At 52.8% G+C, this 16,793-nt stretch carries 15 protein-coding genes and 1 tRNA gene; 6 read left to right on the plus strand and 10 right to left on the minus strand.

Annotated elements, in window-relative coordinates:
• Positions 1-79: 79 nt before the first annotated feature.
• Positions 80-164, minus strand: a tRNA-Leu gene (locus tag AAGQ96_RS18700).
• A 547-nt stretch (positions 165-711) separates the two neighbouring features.
• On the opposite strand from AAGQ96_RS18700, the gene AAGQ96_RS18705 reads away from it, so the two are divergent.
• A complete protein-coding gene (locus AAGQ96_RS18705; RefSeq protein WP_342754313.1) occupies positions 712-1,218 on the plus strand; it encodes a DUF2501 domain-containing protein in 507 nt (168 codons plus the stop codon).
• A 235-nt stretch (positions 1,219-1,453) separates the two neighbouring features.
• Here AAGQ96_RS18705 and AAGQ96_RS18710 read toward each other — a convergent pair whose 3' ends face one another.
• Positions 1,454-1,993, minus strand: coding sequence for a hypothetical protein (locus tag AAGQ96_RS18710; protein WP_342754314.1), 540 nt, complete (start codon positions 1,991-1,993; stop codon positions 1,454-1,456).
• A gap of 323 nt (positions 1,994-2,316) precedes the next feature.
• On the minus strand, positions 2,317-2,937 hold the full coding sequence (locus tag AAGQ96_RS18715) for a LysE family transporter (protein ID WP_342754315.1): 621 nt from the start codon (positions 2,935-2,937) through the stop codon (positions 2,317-2,319).
• A 178-nt stretch (positions 2,938-3,115) separates the two neighbouring features.
• On the opposite strand from AAGQ96_RS18715, the gene AAGQ96_RS18720 reads away from it, so the two are divergent.
• Both AAGQ96_RS18720 and AAGQ96_RS18725 read left to right on the plus strand, forming a co-directional pair.
• Positions 3,116-4,639, plus strand: coding sequence for a hypothetical protein (locus AAGQ96_RS18720; RefSeq protein ID WP_342754316.1), 1,524 nt, complete (start codon positions 3,116-3,118; stop codon positions 4,637-4,639).
• Positions 4,640-4,714: 75 nt separating this feature from the next.
• The gene (locus AAGQ96_RS18725) at positions 4,715-5,995 is read left to right on the plus strand and encodes a DUF445 family protein (protein ID WP_342754317.1); all 1,281 of its coding nucleotides are present in this window, start codon (positions 4,715-4,717) and stop codon (positions 5,993-5,995) included.
• Positions 5,996-6,052: 57 nt separating this feature from the next.
• On the opposite strand, the gene AAGQ96_RS18730 is transcribed toward AAGQ96_RS18725, so the two are convergent.
• From AAGQ96_RS18730 to lptF, 4 genes are all read right to left on the minus strand, one after another.
• Positions 6,053-7,030, minus strand: coding sequence for a YsnF/AvaK domain-containing protein (locus AAGQ96_RS18730; RefSeq protein ID WP_342754318.1), 978 nt, complete (start codon positions 7,028-7,030; stop codon positions 6,053-6,055).
• Between the two features lie 28 nt (positions 7,031-7,058).
• Entirely contained in the window at positions 7,059-7,466 is a 408-nt protein-coding gene (locus AAGQ96_RS18735; RefSeq protein WP_342754319.1) for a YsnF/AvaK domain-containing protein, read from the minus strand.
• Between the two features lie 386 nt (positions 7,467-7,852).
• Entirely contained in the window at positions 7,853-8,929 is a 1,077-nt protein-coding gene (gene lptG / locus AAGQ96_RS18740; protein ID WP_342754320.1) for an LPS export ABC transporter permease LptG, read from the minus strand.
• Positions 8,929-10,029 (minus strand): LPS export ABC transporter permease LptF, encoded by a 1,101-nt coding sequence (gene lptF, locus AAGQ96_RS18745; RefSeq protein WP_342754321.1) that lies wholly within the window; start codon positions 10,027-10,029, stop codon positions 8,929-8,931. The genes lptG and lptF overlap by 1 nt, the downstream gene beginning before the upstream one ends.
• Before the next feature lie 256 nt (positions 10,030-10,285).
• Here lptF and pepA point away from each other — a divergent pair, with 256 nt between their 5' ends.
• The 3 genes from pepA to AAGQ96_RS18760 are packed head-to-tail and all read left to right on the plus strand — an operon-like array spanning position 10,286 to position 15,120.
• On the plus strand, positions 10,286-11,797 hold the full coding sequence (pepA, locus tag AAGQ96_RS18750) for a leucyl aminopeptidase (RefSeq protein WP_147199957.1): 1,512 nt from the start codon (positions 10,286-10,288) through the stop codon (positions 11,795-11,797).
• 3 nt (positions 11,798-11,800) lie between these two features.
• Positions 11,801-12,259, plus strand: coding sequence for a DNA polymerase III subunit chi (locus tag AAGQ96_RS18755; protein WP_147199958.1), 459 nt, complete (start codon positions 11,801-11,803; stop codon positions 12,257-12,259).
• Positions 12,260-12,264: 5 nt separating this feature from the next.
• A complete protein-coding gene (locus AAGQ96_RS18760; protein ID WP_342754322.1) occupies positions 12,265-15,120 on the plus strand; it encodes a valine--tRNA ligase in 2,856 nt (951 codons plus the stop codon).
• A gap of 71 nt (positions 15,121-15,191) precedes the next feature.
• Here AAGQ96_RS18760 and AAGQ96_RS18765 read toward each other — a convergent pair whose 3' ends face one another.
• Genes AAGQ96_RS18765 through AAGQ96_RS18775 form a run of 3 tightly spaced genes read right to left on the minus strand, consistent with a single transcriptional unit; the run spans position 15,192 to position 16,610 of the window.
• Positions 15,192-15,905, minus strand: coding sequence for a winged helix-turn-helix domain-containing protein (locus AAGQ96_RS18765; protein WP_342754323.1), 714 nt, complete (start codon positions 15,903-15,905; stop codon positions 15,192-15,194).
• Positions 15,902-16,294 carry an amino acid-binding protein gene (locus tag AAGQ96_RS18770; RefSeq protein ID WP_342754324.1) on the minus strand — a complete coding sequence of 131 codons (393 nt, stop codon included), beginning with the start codon at positions 16,292-16,294 and terminating at the stop codon, positions 15,902-15,904. Before AAGQ96_RS18770 ends, AAGQ96_RS18765 begins: the two co-directional genes overlap by 4 nt.
• A complete protein-coding gene (locus AAGQ96_RS18775) occupies positions 16,287-16,610 on the minus strand; it encodes an antibiotic biosynthesis monooxygenase (protein ID WP_342754325.1) in 324 nt (107 codons plus the stop codon). The genes AAGQ96_RS18770 and AAGQ96_RS18775 overlap by 8 nt, the downstream gene beginning before the upstream one ends.
• Positions 16,611-16,793 lie beyond the last annotated feature (183 nt).

Raw genomic sequence — 16,793 nt, forward strand, 5'->3', positions numbered from 1 at the left:
GGATACGGACAGAAGAAAAACTCTTATCTTTGATTTTAAAGGGTTTTTGGACTTCCTCGGACGAGGATGGACAGGATACTGGTGCCGAAGGCCGGAATCGAACCGGCACGCCTTGCGGCGGTTGATTTTGAATCAACTGCGTCTACCGATTTCGCCACTTCGGCACTGAAGGGTATGCGGAAAACGTTGTGGATTATACCTTTACCCTCTGTTTCCGCAACCCCTATCCGCGTTCGAACGTGCAACTGATGGAAAATGCAGCAAAAGACGATACCACTCTCCCTTTTCCATTCATAAACCTGCCTCACCTGCCCAATTAACTATCATCTCTCGCAGGGAACACTTTCATTGCAGGTAAGGTAATGGGCTGCATCTGCCAGGCATAAGAACTCGCTCGTCAGATGTTTCTTTCAGCCTCTGACGAGAACACAAAAGTAGACATAACCAACAGCGTTATGCGTCTCTCGGTAAAAGGCGCTATTTACCATTTCACCAATGCTGCCAGCTACTCGACGCCGATTTTTCTGACATCCTCGCCCTGAGGAAAACTTGCCAGGTGCGTACGCGTTTCCAGGACTACTCTTAAAGCCGCTTTTCCTGAATCCTTAGCAGGGTTTGCCAGGGAACTCCGCACTATTCCCGCAGTCCGAGTGTGGAGATCGGCGCGTGATGGGGTTTCATCGCGTCAGATAACTTTGAAAGGGTATAAAAATGAAAGCTTCAACTAAAATGATGTTGGCATTAACGGTTTCTTCTTCCTTGTTTGCTGGCGTGGCTTCGGCAGCCAGCTGGCAGGATCAGCTTAGCAGCGCGGCCAACACGCTTAGCCAGAACAGTAACTCGGGCACGACGACGACACAGCAGAACAGCGGCACTTCGCTGGGCGCGCTGACTGGCTTGCTGAACGGCGGCAATCAGCAGCTCAGCTCCAACAGCATGACCAATGCGGCCGGCGTGCTGCAATACTGTGTGAAGAACAACGTCGTCGATAACAATGTCAGTTCGGTGAAAGATCAGCTGATGAGCAAGCTGGGCCTGACTGATACGACCAAGGCGCAGGAAACCACCGACTACAAACAGGGGCTGATGGGCTTGCTGAACACCGGTAACGATCAGCAGGTGAATCTGAAAAGCCTGGGCAATACCGAGCTGGGCAAGAAGGTAAAAACCAAAGCCTGCGATCTGGTGCTGAAGCAGAGCAAACAGTTTATCTCTTAATAAACCAGCGGGGCTGTCCCCTCGCCTGCTTTCCCGGATCATCATGTTTCCCACGCTTCAGGATTTTCCTGAAGCGTGGGGAATATTTGCCGCAAACATCTGTCAAATAGTGCCCAGGTAAAATCCACTTACCAAAATCAAGCTATTATCAATATTTTTATTAAGAGAACTTGTTAAATAACGCATGCCTTTTTATTGCGACATATCTTTTATTAAGCAGAAGCGTTACTGTTAATTATAGCCACTGAAAACCTTTAGCCATCAGGGCAGCAAGCCCCAACACTGAGGTAATAAGCGCGCTAAACATCAGGCGGAAATCTGTTTTCATATCTCTGCGCAAGTTAGTTTCCAGGCTTCTTATATCACCACGTAAGCTGGTTTCTACTCCTTTGACTTCCCCACGTAAACTGGTTTCCACCCCTTTGATTTCCTTAAGTAAGCTGGTTTCTACGTCTTTGATTTCCTTACGTAAGCTGGTTTCTACGGCTTTGACTTCCTCACGTAAACTGGTTTCCACCCCTTTGATTTCCTTGCGTAAGCTGGTTTCTACGTCTTTGATTTCCTTGCGTAAGCTGGTTTCTGCCCCTTTAACTTCTACACGAAGCTCACGCACATCTTCTTTAATATCAATAATATTGACTTTGATATTCTCAACATCAGATTCAAGTTTGGCTATACGGGATTCCATATCCCCACCTCCGCCGCTGGTTTTCGATTTTCCGGCATCTACTGAAAACGAAGTGACCTTTTTATTCAGATTACCCGACTGTACCATGGTGACACTCCTTGTCATTATATTATCTTTTTTTCCATTGAAGGAGATGATACCGCCAGAGCAAAATTAAGGTTATCGTTTCTTTATTCAGCAGGCGGGCAATGCCTGGTTTCGTAATGCCGCTCTCAATTTTCCTGAAATGACTCTGCAACGTCCATTCAGCCAGAAATTAATAACTATACCTTCAGCGAATATATTTAACAGGCAGCGCCAACCCGCAAAGCGCAGGGGACACCAGACTTTCAGCAAACGCGTCTTGCAGACAATACCGATCAAGCAGCGTGTTCCCTGCGCAGACACAGAACTTACAGACAACCCCCTCATTACTTCACTATCAGCTTGATCCCCAGCATCGCCATCACGCTGCCGCCAATCCGGTCGAAGGTAGTCTTAAAGCGCAGATAGGTATTACGCGGCCCGCTTGAAGAAAGCGCATACGCGACAAACGCATACCACAGACCATCCACCAGCATCGATACGATCGGCAGCGCCACATACATCACTGGCGTGATATGGCTCGGCAACAGCGCGGCAAAAATCCCGGCGAATACCACCGCCGTTTTCGGGTTGCTGATCTGCGTGCCGAAAGCGGTGAGAAAAGCGCGGCGAAAGCTTTTACCGGCAGAGGCGTCAGATTCAACTTGCAGCGGCTCACGGGCGTGACGGAACATCTTAAACGCCATCCACAGCAGATAAATACCGCCGCCGGTCTTTAATATCAGCCACAGCCAGGGCACTGCGGCCAGCAACGTGTGCAGCCCCATCAACGCAACCAGGGAAATCACGATTGAACCCACGCCCATTCCCAGCGCCGCGCCCATACCCGCTCGTCTTGAAGAGGCCACTGCCGTACGCGCTACCAAAATGAAACTGGGGCCCGGACTCATCGCGCCTAACGCCAGCGCACCGCCAATCGTCGCTACTGCAATAAGGTTCGCTTCCATTTTTTTCTCCCGCCGCAAAATTAAATAAATTACAGGATTTCGCGATCTCTGCCAGCCCTCTCTCGCTGTTTGCAAAGAGTTAATCCTCAGGTATCCACGGCTGTGGTTTGCATCTTATGCGGTCAGCCTGCATTATCGTTAGCCGCCAAATGTTAACTTTTTCTTCTGTGAGATAACGATGCAAAAGGATTTAACAACGCTGCTCGCCGAACGCGATGCGCAGCAGCACAAAGCCGAGCTGGAAAAGCTGCGTGAAGAAAATCTGCGTCTGTTGCAGCAGGTCAGCGACAGAATCGATCTGGCTAAAGCGGAAATCACCGACAGCGCCATCACCAAAACCATGGCGGTACTGGACCATACGCGCAACTGGATATTGGGTATTTTTACCGTGCTCGCTTTTGTTATTGCCGCTGCCAGCTTTATTGGCATCAACGGCATCAGCAACAAGATAACGGCAATCGCCACGGACAATGTGCGTAACTGGCTGCGTTTTGAAGACAGCGATAACGACACCGGCAGCCATAAAATTCTGAACGACCTGCGTACCAGCGCCCTGCTCGATTCCTTAACGGTACGCAGCGCTCGCGACAACATGCGAGGAGTTGGTCTGGGTCACGTCACGCTGACGCCGGCAGAAAAAGCCCGCCTGATGGCGTTGATCCTTGATCCCGCGACCGACGATGCTCAGTTTAGCGATGCTCTGAATATGGTAGTTAAAAGCCGGGGCATGTTCGGCTGGATGTCTGAAGATCGGACGGGCAAACAGATTGTCGATATTCTGACCAACAATGATTACAGCAACAGCAAACGCGCTTATGTAATGTATGCCATGCGGCGCGATCGTTCTCTCTACCCTCTGGCGCTGAATATCATCAATGACAACAAGGCACATTATAATGAAAACATGCTGATGGACGCGTTTCAAAACGTCAAACTGTTCGATGAACAGCGTGCGCGGAAGTTTGCTCAGGAAAAGATGAACAGCTTTAAGCGTGCCGACGATCGCGTGGAGCTGGCGAAATATCTTATAAGTATCGGCGCAGATGGCCCCGCTATCGATGACCTGATTGCCGAACTGAAAAAACAGGAAACGCCGGAATCCTCAGGCAGCTATAAGCTTTTAATCTTTGCCCGAATCAGTCAGAGCCTGAAGGCGTCGCCGCAGAAAATTCCCGTCGCAGCCGGGCTTATCTCCACGCAAATCGACGCAGGACTTGAGGCTACAATCCGCAGCTTCACGGATGAAAAGCCCGCTTTTTACCTGAGCCTGGGTAACAACGTTGACAGCTCAATACAGCCGGAGAACCTGATGGGCAATGCAGAGCTGGTCGATGCGGTGGTAAAAGCGAAGCCCGTTAGCGCGGCCCGGTTACAGCGGGTTAGCGACTTCTTTCAAACCACCGATCGTAAAGCCTGGATCACTACGCTGATGATGACGCCAGCAGCCATTACGCAGCTAAAATTTGATAACGGCCAGCAGGTACGTGGCGATGAAATACTGGATGCTGTCTGGCTAAGAGTAGAGAAAAAGGCAGGACAGCCAGCATTAATCGCCAGCTGGCGCAGTAAAACCGGACAAGTCCACGAAGGCGTGATTGCCGATGTTATTCACGGTGATAAAGCGCAGTTCCATGTTGATTTTAACCGCTGGCAGTTAAACAGCTATTCAGAGCAACGTACCCTGGATAGCGATTTTTACTGATGAACCCCATTGCTGAGGCCGATCAGGCCGTCAGCGATTTAACCGATTTGGCCCGACCAGGAGTATGACGCTTTGATGAATAAAGAAACCGAACTGGCGAGAGCCAAACGTCTGCCGCTGTTGCTGCTCTGTGCGGCTGCAATCCTGTTTATCGCGACCGTCCTTTATCCACTCTGGTTTCCGGCCAACGCCTGGGTTAGCGCGCTAAAAGCTGTCTCAGAAGCGTCGATGGTGGGTGCGTTAGCCGACTGGTTCGCGGTCAGCGCGCTGTTCCGCCGCGTGCCGATCCCGCTGGTTGGCCGTCATACCGCCATTATTCCGCGCAACAAAGATCGCATTGCCGATAACCTTGCGCTGTTCGTGCAGGATAAATTCCTCAATACCGATTCGCTGCTGGCGCTGATCCGCCGTCACGATCCGGCGCAAATCATCGCTAACTGGCTGAGTACGCCGGTGAACGCAGCAAGGCTAAGCGGTTATCTGCTGAAAATGGTGCGCGGTTTTCTCGATCTGGCCGACGACCAGCGCATCCAGGCCTTTATGCGTCGCGCGATTCACAAAGCCATTGATAAGGTCGATCTGTCGCAGTCGGCAGCGATGGTGTTGGAAAGCCTGACCAAAAATAACCGTCATCAGGCACTGCTGGACGATGCTATCAGCCAGCTGCTCCAGCTGATTAACAAACCTGCCACGCACGAGTTTATTGCGCTTCAGGTAATGCGCTGGCTGAAACGCGAACATCCGATCAAAGAGAAAATGTTGCCGACCGAATGGGTGGGAGAAAAGAGTGCCGAGCTTGCCGCTAACGCCGTGAAGTCGATTCTTAACGATATCGAACAGGATGGAACACACGAGCTGCGTCAGGGGTTTAACCGCGCTGTGGAGCGGCTGATTGAGCGTCTGCGCCACGATCCGGAAATGCAGCTAAAAGCGGAAGAGATCAAAGCGTATCTCAAGCAGGACGAGGCGCTGAATACTTACATCAGTCAGCTGTGGGGCGATCTGCGCCGCTGGCTTAAAGAGGATTTGGATAAAACAGATTCCACGCTGCACGCTAAGGTAAGCGCAGCGGGACAATGGTTTGGCGAGACGTTAATGCAGGACCGGCAGGTAAGAGCATCGCTTAATCAGCATATGGAAGAGGCCGCCGTCAGCGTTGCGCCAGAGTTCTCGGCGTTTTTAAGCCGTCATATCAGCGATACGGTGAAAAGCTGGGATGCAAAAGATATGTCTTATCAGGTGGAGTTGAATATCGGCAGGGATTTGCAGCGTATACGCATCAATGGCACCGTTGTGGGCGGTGCCATTGGTTTGCTGCTGTGGGCAATGTCGCAGCTGCCCGCCCTGCTGAGATAAACAGGGCGGGCTTCTTTTTGTAGCCGTTGTCAGGAGCGGCTACACGAGGTGGCCGACTTAGTATTTCTTGTCGGTCAGTTTGTCGTCACGCAAAGGATTTTCGGCATTGAGCTTATCATCGCGCAGACGATTCTCATTGCTGTGCTCGACTTCCACTTCCTGACGACGCACGGTATCTTTTACGGTCTCGACGCGGGCAGTTTCTTCACCGCGCAGGCCCACTTCTTCTTTCACGCGGGCGGTTTTCTCAATGGTCGGGATCTCATGAGACTCTTCCACCGAGATGGTTTTATCTGACCAGTCCACATCATTCAAATACGCCGGCTCGTCGACTGCGGTACGGAACACTTCAGCATGTTGGTCGAATAGCGACACGTCTTCAGCCACTTCATCTTCTACCGTAAAGCGGCGCAGACGTACAGAGCCATCATTAATCTGACGTTTACCAATATCCACCTGCTCTTCAGCCAGCTTCAGGGATTCACGGTTGGTTTCGGAAACCGCACGATCGCCCGTCAGCGAGTTGGTGTTGCCTAAGGTGTTCGCTGTGGTGTCGGTATTGGTATTGGTATTGGTATTGGTATTGGTAAGTGGCCCGTTTGGGTTAATGATGTTTTCATCACTGGCCAGCCCGGTCGCCGCACGCTGATTGGTGCCCAAATCGTTGGTTTCCCCGGCAAAATCACGATTGATTGGGTCGCGATCGTTTGCATGCAGTGAAGAGTAATCAGCGGCAAAAGCGCTCAGTTCATGCTCGATATGGTCGGCCTGATCTTTCGGGGCGCGTACTGTCAGCAGTACGCCGCCTGAACGCAGCGCTTTGCTGTATTCACTTGCGTAGTTATCGTCAACATCATCGCCAAACAGGCGCTGCCAGAAGCTTGGATGACGAATCTCTTTATCTTCAACGCGTAATCTTTCGCCAGAGATGATATCAATATTTTTTTCTGCAATACCTTCGACGATCAATTTCTGTTTTGCCGCCTCAGCCTGGGTTACCTGATTGAATGCGGTGACAATTTTTTCATGTGACATAAATAGATCCTCGTTAACAGGTTTGACGTTAAAGTTTCTTCTTCGTAATTTTGACTTCCTGATTACGCAGAGTGACGCTCTGCTGAAACTCTTCTTTATGTATATGCTTGTGGATATGTATTTCTTCCTTAAGCACTTTCCTTCTGACTATTTCTACCTGTTCTTCAATGACGGGAATAATAAACACATCCCCTTCCTGACGAACCTCAGCAGAATAGTCATCTGCAACCGGACAGTTTTTTGCAACATGTTTAATTTCAACATGCTCATGCGTCAGTTCAGCTTGCAGCAGCTTCTCTACCTCATGGGTGGAGCGCGTAAGCTGCACGCGGCTGTCGACCTTGCGATGAGTGGCAATTTCTGCCTGCTCTTCGGCAAGTGGCATCGTTTCAACATGTTCCATATTTTTAGCGAGTGGCGCGTTTTTATTTCCCATAAACTTTACCTTAGAGAAGGTGAAAATTTGCCATCTGGCTAAATCAACTTTTTGCTCACCGTCACGTTGTGTTGCACACACAAATAATGATAGTCGTTGAATCGCATTTCGCACTTTTAATTATCACGCAACATGTAACAGATTTTGTATATCCTGAAGGAATATATACAAATGCTTTTTTTGATAATTAAATTGAACTTTATGCTTATTTAGAACACCGTGCCGTTTCGCTTTAAATAATTGAAAGTCAATACGGATATATCCTGGTTAATTTCATGATGCCTTGTTAATACCAGGATTAATACGAAACGGCAGGCGAAAAACAGGACAAGGATAAGGAGAGGCTGGAGGGCATGCCGCCACAGGAAGCCTGTGGCGGCAGGGAACTAGCGGCGTTTCAGCAGCAGATAGATGCTGATCGCCATAAACGCGGCGCTTGGCAGCAGCGCGCCCAGCACCGGCGGGATATTGTAAACCAGGCTGAGTGGGCCAAAGATCTGGTCCAGCACGTAGAACAGGAAGCCAAAGCTGATGCCGGTAACGACGCGCATCCCCATCGACACGCTGCGCAGCGGGCCAAAGATGAACGACAGCGCCATCAGCATCATCACCGCGACCGATAACGGCTGGAAGATTTTGCTCCACATATTCAGCTGATAGCGTCCCGCAACCTGTCCGCTCTGCTTAAGATATTTGGTGTAGTTATACAGTCCGCTAATCGACAATGCGTCAGGATCCAGCGCCACCACGCCGAGCTTATCCGGCGTCAACGTCGTTTTCCATTCACCGCTTAACGTCTGGCTGCCCGTAACCTGTTTCGCATCCTGCAGATTGGATTCGTCCACTTCGGCCAAATCCCAGACCTTTTTATCCGCATTGTATTTCGCCGTAGCCGCATAACGTACCGACTGTAAGCGACGCTCCGGGTTAAAGCTGTAAATACTGACGCCGCCCAGCTCGTTATTGTCCTTCAGGCTTTCAATAAAGATGAAGTTGTTGCCATCTTTCGCCCACAGGCCGTTTTGCGTGGAGAGCAGCGAACCGCCCAGCAGCTGCTGAGCGCGATAGTTACGCGCCATCTGCTCGCCCTGCGGCGCAACAAACTCGCCAATGGCCATGGTCAGGATAACCAGTGGGATTGCGGTTTTCATTACCGAAGCTGCAATCTGCATACGGGTGAAGCCGGAAGCCTGCATCACCACCAGCTCGCTACGCTGTGCCAGCGTCCCTAAGCCCAGCAGCGCACCTAACAGCGCCGCCATCGGGAAGAAGATTTCAATATCTTTCGGCACGCTGAGAATGGTGTACAGGCCGGCACCCACCGCGGTGTAGTCGCCCTGGCCAGTTTTCCGCAGCTGATCGACAAACTTGATGATGCCGGAGAGCGACACCAGCATAAACAGCGTCGCCATAATAGTGTTGAAAATCGTTTTACCGATATATCTGTCGAGAACGCCGAACATCAGACGGAGCCTCCCTTACTGAAGCGGGCACGCAGACGCCGCATCGGCACCGTATCCCACAGGTTAAGCAGTACGGCCAGCGCCAGATAAGCGATATTCACCACCCACATCCAGATGGCCGGATCTAACCGCCCTTTTGCCCCGCTGGAACGCAGCGAGCTTTGCAGCAGGAAGAACACCAAATAAAGCAGCATTGCTGGCAGCATCGACAGCACGCGTCCCTGACGTGGATTGACCACGCTCAGCGGCACCACCATCAGCGCCATGACCAGTACCGAGAAGACCAGCGTCAGGCGCCAGTGCAGCTCGCTGCGGAATTCCGGTCTTGGCGAATGCCTTAACGTACTGAAGCCCATCTGTTCGGCATCGTTCGGATCCAGCACCACTTCCTGATGGCCCACAATCGCCTGATAATTTTCAAAATCAGTGATGCGGAAATCACGCAGCAGCGCGGTGCCTTCGAAACGCGTGCCTTTATCCAGCGTCACAACCTGCGAACCATCCGCACGCTGCGTCATGTGTCCTTTATCCGCCAGCACGACGGACGGACGCGCGTTGCCTTTTGGCCGCAGCTGCGCCAGGAAGACATTGCCGAAATTATTGCCTTTGACGTTCTCGATAAACATCACGGACTGGCCGTCGCCCGACTGCTGGAACTGCCCTGCCGCCAGCGCGGCCGCGCCCGGATTGGCCTTGGCGTTTTTCGTTACCTCGTTCTGGTAACGCGCCGACCAGGGGCCGAGCCACGCGACGTTGGCCGCCGCCACCACCGCTGTGAACAGCATCAGGACCATCGCCGCTTTAACCAATACAGCCTTACTGAGGCCGCAGGCATGCATCACGGTGATTTCACTCTCGGTGTATAAACGACCAAGAGTCATTAAAATGGCTAAAAACAGGCTTAGAGGCAGGATGAGCTGCGCCATCTCTGAAACCCCAAGACCCAATAATGTCAGAACTAAATTTGTGGGGATCTGTCCATCCGCCGCGGCTCCCAGGATCCTGACTAACTTCTGACAAAAGAAGATCAGCAGCAGAATAAACAGGATAGCCAGCTGGCTTTTGAGCGTTTCCCTTACCAGATATCTAATGATGATCACGCTGAATACGCCTGTGAAAACTTGTCTTTTTGCAGGAAAATCGATAGTTTCATCGCTTATACGCCATTTTTTCTATCAATGGCCTCGTTCATAGCTAAACTAGTATGACAACAATCGTGTTTCGGTGATGTAAAAAAATTCGAACGAATTCAAAAAATCATCAAAACCAAATCTAACGCCCGCAGCATTATGCGGTTGATAAGCGCTACATTCTAGCCGCAGCTGGCGCCGTTGTCTTTAAGATTCAGGAGAGTGCATGGAGTTCAGTGTAAAAAGCGGTAGCCCGGAAAAGCAGCGCAGTGCCTGTATTGTGGTCGGCGTATTCGAGCCGCGCAGACTGTCACCGATTGCTGAACAGCTGGATAAAATCAGCGATGGCTACATTAGCGCCCTGTTGCGCCGCGGTGAACTGGAAGGGAAAGTCGGGCAAACGTTGCTGCTGCATCATGTGCCAAATATTCTCTCCGAGCGTATCTTGCTGATCGGCTGTGGCAAAGAGCGCGAACTGGATGAGCGTCAGTATAAGCAGGTTATTCAAAAAACCATCAATACGCTGAATGACACCGGCTCAATGGAAGCGGTTTGCTTCCTGACCGAGCTGCATGTTAAAGGCCGTAACACCTACTGGAAAGTCCGCCAGGCGGTTGAAACCTCCAAAGAGACGCTGTACTGCTTTGACCAGCTGAAAAGCAACAAAGTCGAGCCGCGTCGCCCATTACGTAAAATGGTCTTTAACGTGCCAACGCGCCGTGAATTAACCAGCGGCGAGCGCGCAATCCAGCACGGTCTGGCCGTTGCTGCCGGCGTGAAGGCGGCCAAAGATCTTGGCAATATGCCGCCCAACATCTGTAACGCCGCCTATCTGGCTTCTCAGGCCCGTCAGCTGGCGGATGCCTACAGCAAAAACGTCACCACGCGCGTGATTGGCGAGCAGCAAATGAAAGAGCTGGGCATGAATGCCTATCTCGCGGTCGGCCAGGGATCGCAGAACGAATCGCTGATGTCGGTGATTGAATACAAAGGCAACCCGGATGCGGACGTGCGCCCTATCGTGCTGGTCGGCAAAGGGGTCACTTTTGATTCCGGCGGTATTTCCATCAAGCCAGGCGAAGCCATGGACGAGATGAAATATGACATGTGCGGCGCCGCGTCCGTTTATGGCGTGATGCGCATGGTCGCTGAACTTAACCTGCCGCTGAACGTGGTAGGCGTGCTGGCCGGCTGTGAAAACATGCCTGGCGGCCGGGCTTATCGTCCGGGCGACGTACTGACCACCATGTCCGGCCAGACGGTGGAAGTATTGAATACCGATGCGGAAGGTCGCCTGGTGCTGTGCGACGCGCTGACCTACGTTGAGCGTTTCGATCCGGACGTGGTCATCGACGTTGCTACGCTGACCGGTGCCTGCGTGATTGCGCTGGGCCACCATATCAGCGGCCTGCTGTCGAACCACAACCCGCTGGCTCACGAGCTGATTGGCGCTTCCGAACAGGCTGGCGATCGCGCATGGCGTCTGCCGATGGCCGATGAGTATCAGGAGCAGCTGGACTCCAATTTTGCCGATATGGCGAACATTGGCGGCCGTCCTGGCGGTGCGATTACCGCCGCCTGCTTCCTGGCGCGTTTCGCCCGTAAATATAACTGGGCACATCTGGATATCGCCGGTACCGCATGGCGCTCCGGTAAAGCCAAAGGCGCAACCGGGCGTCCTGTTGCCCTGCTGTCGCAGTTCCTGCTGAACCGCGCCGGTTTAAACGGCGACGACTAAACCATGAAAAACGCCACCTTCTACCTGCTGGAAAGCGATACGCCGGTTGATGGGATCAGCGCCCTTGAGGCGCTGGTCTGCGACTTAGCGGAAGCGCGCTGGAAAGGCGGTGCGCGAGTGCTGATAGCCTGCGAAGACGAAGCGCAGGCTATTCGCCTGGATGAAGCGTTATGGCAGCGCCCGGCCAATGCTTTTGTGCCGCATAATCTTGCGGGCGAAGGGCCGAAATATGGCGCGCCAGTGGAGCTTGCCTGGCCGCAACGTCGCGGCAATGCGCCGCGCGATTTGCTGATCAGCCTGCTGCCACAGTTTGCAGATTTTGCCACCGCTTTCCATGAAGTGATAGACTTCGTTCCTTACGAAGATTCTCTGAAACAGCTGGCGCGCGACCGCTATAAAGCGTATCGCAGCGTTGGATTCCAATTGACTACGGCAACGCCGCCCACGCCCTCAACGACATAGCAGAAATGGAAAAGACATATAACCCGCAAGATATCGAACAGCCGCTTTACGAGCACTGGGAAGAGCAGGGCTACTTCAAGCCAAGTGGCGACACCAGCCAGGAAAGCTTCTGCATCATGATCCCGCCGCCGAACGTCACCGGCAGCTTGCATATGGGTCACGCATTCCAGCAAACCATCATGGACACCATGATCCGCTACCAGCGTATGCAGGGAAAAAATACCCTGTGGCAGGCGGGCACCGACCATGCCGGTATCGCCACCCAGATGGTGGTCGAGCGTAAAATCGCGGCGGAAGAAGGCAAAACGCGCAAAGACTACGGTCGCGACGCCTTTATCGAAAAAATCTGGCAGTGGAAGGCGGAATCAGGCGGCACCATTACCCGTCAGATGCGTCGTCTGGGCAACTCCGTGGACTGGGAGCGCGAACGCTTCACCATGGACGATGGCCTGTCCAATGCCGTGAAAGAAGTGTTTGTGCGCCTGTATAAAGAGAACCTGATCTACCGTGGCAAGCGCCTGGTGAACTGGGATCCGAAACTGCGTACCGCTATCTCCGATCTGGAAGTGGAAAACCGCGAGTCGAAAGGCTCCATGTGGCATATCCGCTATCCGCTGGCCGACGGCGCAAAAACCGCTGAAGGTAAAGATTACCTGGTGGTCGCGACTACCCGTCCTGAGACGGTGCTGGGCGATACCGGCGTGGCCGTTAACCCGGAAGATCCACGCTATAAAGACCTGATTGGCAAATTCGTGGTGTTGCCGTTCGTCGATCGTCGTATTCCCATCGTTGGCGATGAACATGCCGATATGGAAAAAGGCACCGGCTGCGTGAAAATCACGCCTGCGCACGACTTCAACGACTATGAAGTAGGTCGTCGTCATCGCCTGCCGATGATTAATATCCTGACCTTCGATGGCGATATCCGTGACGCGGCGCAGGTCTATGACACTAACGGTGAAGAGTCTGACGTGTACGATTCGGCTATCCCGGCAGAGTTCCAGAATCTGGAACGTTTCGCTGCGCGTAAAGCTATCGTAGCCGCCATCGACGCGCTGGGCCTGCTGGATGAAATCAAACCACACGATCTGACCGTGCCTTACGGCGATCGCGGCGGCGTGGTGATTGAGCCAATGCTGACCGACCAGTGGTACGTGCGCACCGCGCCGCTGGCGAAAGTTGCGGTTGAAGCCGTTGAGCAAGGCGATATTCAGTTCGTGCCGAAGCAGTATGAAAACATGTACTTCTCCTGGATGCGTGATATCCAGGACTGGTGCATCTCTCGTCAGCTGTGGTGGGGTCATCGCATTCCGGCCTGGTACGATGCTGATGGCAATGTCTACGTTGGCCGCACCGAAGAAGAAGTGCGTGCGGAAAACAGCCTGGGCGCAGAAGTTGTGCTGAACCAGGACGAAGACGTGCTGGATACCTGGTTCTCTTCCGGCCTGTGGACCTTCTCCACGCTCGGCTGGCCAGAAAAAACGCCGGATCTGAGCACCTTCCATCCGACCAGCGTGCTGGTCAGTGGCTTCGACATCATCTTCTTCTGGATTGCCCGCATGATCATGCTGACCATGCACTTTATCAAAGATGAAGACGGCAAGCCGCAGGTGCCGTTCAAAACCGTCTATATGACCGGTCTGATCCGCGACGAGGAAGGCCAGAAGATGTCCAAGTCGAAAGGCAACGTCATCGACCCGCTGGATATGGTTGACGGCATTTCGCTGGAAGATCTGCTGGAAAAACGCACCGGCAATATGATGCAGCCGCAGCTGGCGGAGAAAATCCGTAAGCGTACCGAGAAGCAGTTCCCGAACGGCATTGAGCCGCACGGCACCGATGCCCTGCGCTTTACGCTGGCAGCGCTGGCTTCTACCGGTCGTGATATCAACTGGGATATGAAGCGCCTGGAAGGCTATCGCAACTTCTGTAACAAGCTGTGGAACGCCAGCCGTTTCGTGCTGATGAACACGCAGGAGCAGGATTGCGGCTTTAACGGCGGCGAGCTGGAACTGTCGCTGGCGGATCGCTGGATCCTCGCTGAATTCAACCAGACGGTGAAAGCATACCGTGGCGCGCTGGACAGCTATCGCTTCGATATCGCCGCCAATATCCTGTATGAGTTCACCTGGAACCAGTTCTGCGACTGGTATCTGGAACTGGCTAAGCCCGTGATGAACGGCGGTTCAGAGGCCCAGCTGCGCGGCACCCGTAATACGCTGGTGGTTGTGCTGGAAGCGCTGCTGCGCCTGGCGCATCCGATCATTCCGTTTATCACCGAAACCATCTGGCAGCAGGTGAAAGTGCTGAAGAACATCAGCGATGACACCATCATGCTGCAACCGATGCCGGCGTTCGATACGGCGAAAGTGGATGAAGCTGCGCTGAACGATACCGAATGGCTGAAGCAGGCGATTGTGGCAGTGCGTAATATTCGTGCTGAAATGAACCTGTCGCCTTCCAAACCGCTGGACGTGATGCTGCGTGGCGCAAGCGCTGACGTGGTGCGTCGCGTTAACGATAACCACAACTTCCTGAAAACGCTGGCACGTCTGGACAGCCTGACCTGTCTGACCGCTGATGAAAAAGGCCCGGTGTCGGTGACAAAAATCATCGACGGTGCTGAGCTGCTGATCCCAATGGCGGGTCTGGTGGACAAAGCGGCCGAGCTGGAGCGTCTGGCGAAGGAAGTGAACAAGCTGGAAATCGAAATCGGCAAGATCGAAGGCAAGCTTTCTAACGAAGGCTTTGTTTCTCGCGCACCAGAGGCCGTTGTGGCGAAAGAGCGTGAGCGCATGGCCGAGTTCGAGCAGGCAAAAGTGAAGCTGATTGAGCAACAGGCGGTGATCAGCGCGCTGTAAGCTTCCAGGCTTTACACGCTAAAAACCCGGCGGTTCTGCCGGGTTTTTTTATGCCTGTACACCACGATATTTCAGCGGCTCACGTCAATATGAAACAGGCGTTTAAACGCCGAGCGGCCTTCTTCTGTGATGCTCACTTCTCGATAGCCTGCCGTTCGCATCACCCAGCCTTTCTGTACAAGACAGCTGAGCAACGCTGCACCGGCATCGCCTCCCAGATGACAACGCCGCTCGCTCCAGTCCAGACAGCCGCAGCAGGATTTACGTCGCGTTGTGGTATCCAGTACCACGCCAAGCTGTGGTAGCTGTCTATGGCCTTTCTGAGTAATGCTGTTGCCATCCGCTGCTATCCAGTTCGCGTTCTGCATAAATTCATAAATGCCAACCGCGACTTCACCCGCAAGATGATCGTAGCAGGTACGGGCGCGGCGTAAGGCATAGGGTGTGCGGGTAGCGGGCGGCTCTATGCGCTTCCATGAAACGCCCATCATCATTTCAATCAGTGCGGCAATATCCTGACCGGCGAGACGATAGTAGCGATGGCGCCCCTGTGAGAGGCAAACGATCAGTTTTCCGGCCATCAGCCTGCCCAGATGAGCGCTGGCCGTTGAGGCAGCGATATCTGCCGCCACGCTGAGTTCGGTCGCAGTCCATGCGCGCCCGTCCATCAGCGCGCAGAGCATTCTCACCCTTGAAGGATCGGACATGGCCGAAGCCACCATTGAGATCGCGTTTTCCAGCGTCTCGCTTTCTTCTACTAATAAAGTTTCTTTCAGCCGATTCATTCAAAAGTGGCCTTCCATTTTTCAGTAACCTCACCAGCAAGCGCATCGTTGTCAGTGAGTAGAATTAACCGATTATTGTGATCGCTGTATTGCACGACGATATTAATGCCATGACGGGAAAGCGTTTCTGCTATTTCACCCAGCTCGCCGGGCCGTTCCTGTTTTAGCTTTCGTATCAACGCCGGGCGGAGGTGCTTGACGTTATATCCTGCGGATCTCAGCACCGCAAATGCTTTGTCACCGTCTTCAACCAGATAATGCGCGTGGCTTTCATCCCCTACCGAAAAGAGACCGCCGCCTTCGAGGCCGACCGCATTTTGCCCCAGAATGCCGCCAAGCGAGGCCAGTGCGCCAGGAATATTCCGCAGAACTATATGAATATCATACACAGGATTGCTCCTCACTATTGCGCTGATAATCCCTGAAAACGCTGGCTATACGAATACGATAAGTAGAGAAGATGGCGGATTTACCTTCCTCCTGAGCCGCCTGATGAAGAACGTTATTTTTCCATGCCAACACGGCTGCTTCATCACGCCACCAGGAGAGCGAAAGGATTTTTCCTGGCGTAGCCAAACTCTGAAAGCGCTCAATAGCAATGAAGCCTTCAATTTCAGCCAGCAGCGGCTTGAGTTGTGCTGCCAACTGTAAATAACGCGGTTGTTGATCTGGCTGGATATCAGCCTCAAAAAGTACGGCAATCATCAAATTTCCTCCATCGGCACTTGTTGATGCCACTATAGGGTGCTGAAAAGTTGATGCTTCGACGGCAGACGAAATATGCCCGTCCGGGTAATTATTTTGCTTCGTCAGGCCGCCGCAGGAAACACGGAGCAAAAGCTGAGGATTGCATCCGTGCGCTACGAATGCTATTACACTGCAAAACAG

The organism is Pantoea sp. MBD-2R, from assembly GCF_039134845.1.
Classification (GTDB): Bacteria; Pseudomonadota; Gammaproteobacteria; order Enterobacterales; family Enterobacteriaceae; genus Erwinia.

Coding starts and splice junctions, on each gene's coding strand:
- AAGQ96_RS18705 (WP_342754313.1), top strand. CDS start 712: ATGAAAGCTTCAACTAAAATGATGTTGGCATTAACGGTTTCTTCTTCC.
- AAGQ96_RS18710 (WP_342754314.1), bottom strand. CDS start 1,993: ATGGTACAGTCGGGTAATCTGAATAAAAAGGTCACTTCGTTTTCAGTA.
- AAGQ96_RS18715 (WP_342754315.1), bottom strand. CDS start 2,937: ATGGAAGCGAACCTTATTGCAGTAGCGACGATTGGCGGTGCGCTGGCG.
- AAGQ96_RS18720 (WP_342754316.1), top strand. CDS start 3,116: ATGCAAAAGGATTTAACAACGCTGCTCGCCGAACGCGATGCGCAGCAG.
- AAGQ96_RS18725 (WP_342754317.1), top strand. CDS start 4,715: ATGAATAAAGAAACCGAACTGGCGAGAGCCAAACGTCTGCCGCTGTTG.
- AAGQ96_RS18730 (WP_342754318.1), bottom strand. CDS start 7,030: ATGTCACATGAAAAAATTGTCACCGCATTCAATCAGGTAACCCAGGCT.
- AAGQ96_RS18735 (WP_342754319.1), bottom strand. CDS start 7,466: ATGGGAAATAAAAACGCGCCACTCGCTAAAAATATGGAACATGTTGAA.
- lptG (WP_342754320.1), bottom strand. CDS start 8,929: ATGTTCGGCGTTCTCGACAGATATATCGGTAAAACGATTTTCAACACT.
- pepA (WP_147199957.1), top strand. CDS start 10,286: ATGGAGTTCAGTGTAAAAAGCGGTAGCCCGGAAAAGCAGCGCAGTGCC.
- AAGQ96_RS18755 (WP_147199958.1), top strand. CDS start 11,801: ATGAAAAACGCCACCTTCTACCTGCTGGAAAGCGATACGCCGGTTGAT.
- AAGQ96_RS18760 (WP_342754322.1), top strand. CDS start 12,265: ATGGAAAAGACATATAACCCGCAAGATATCGAACAGCCGCTTTACGAG.
- AAGQ96_RS18765 (WP_342754323.1), bottom strand. CDS start 15,905: ATGAATCGGCTGAAAGAAACTTTATTAGTAGAAGAAAGCGAGACGCTG.
- AAGQ96_RS18775 (WP_342754325.1), bottom strand. CDS start 16,610: ATGATTGCCGTACTTTTTGAGGCTGATATCCAGCCAGATCAACAACCG.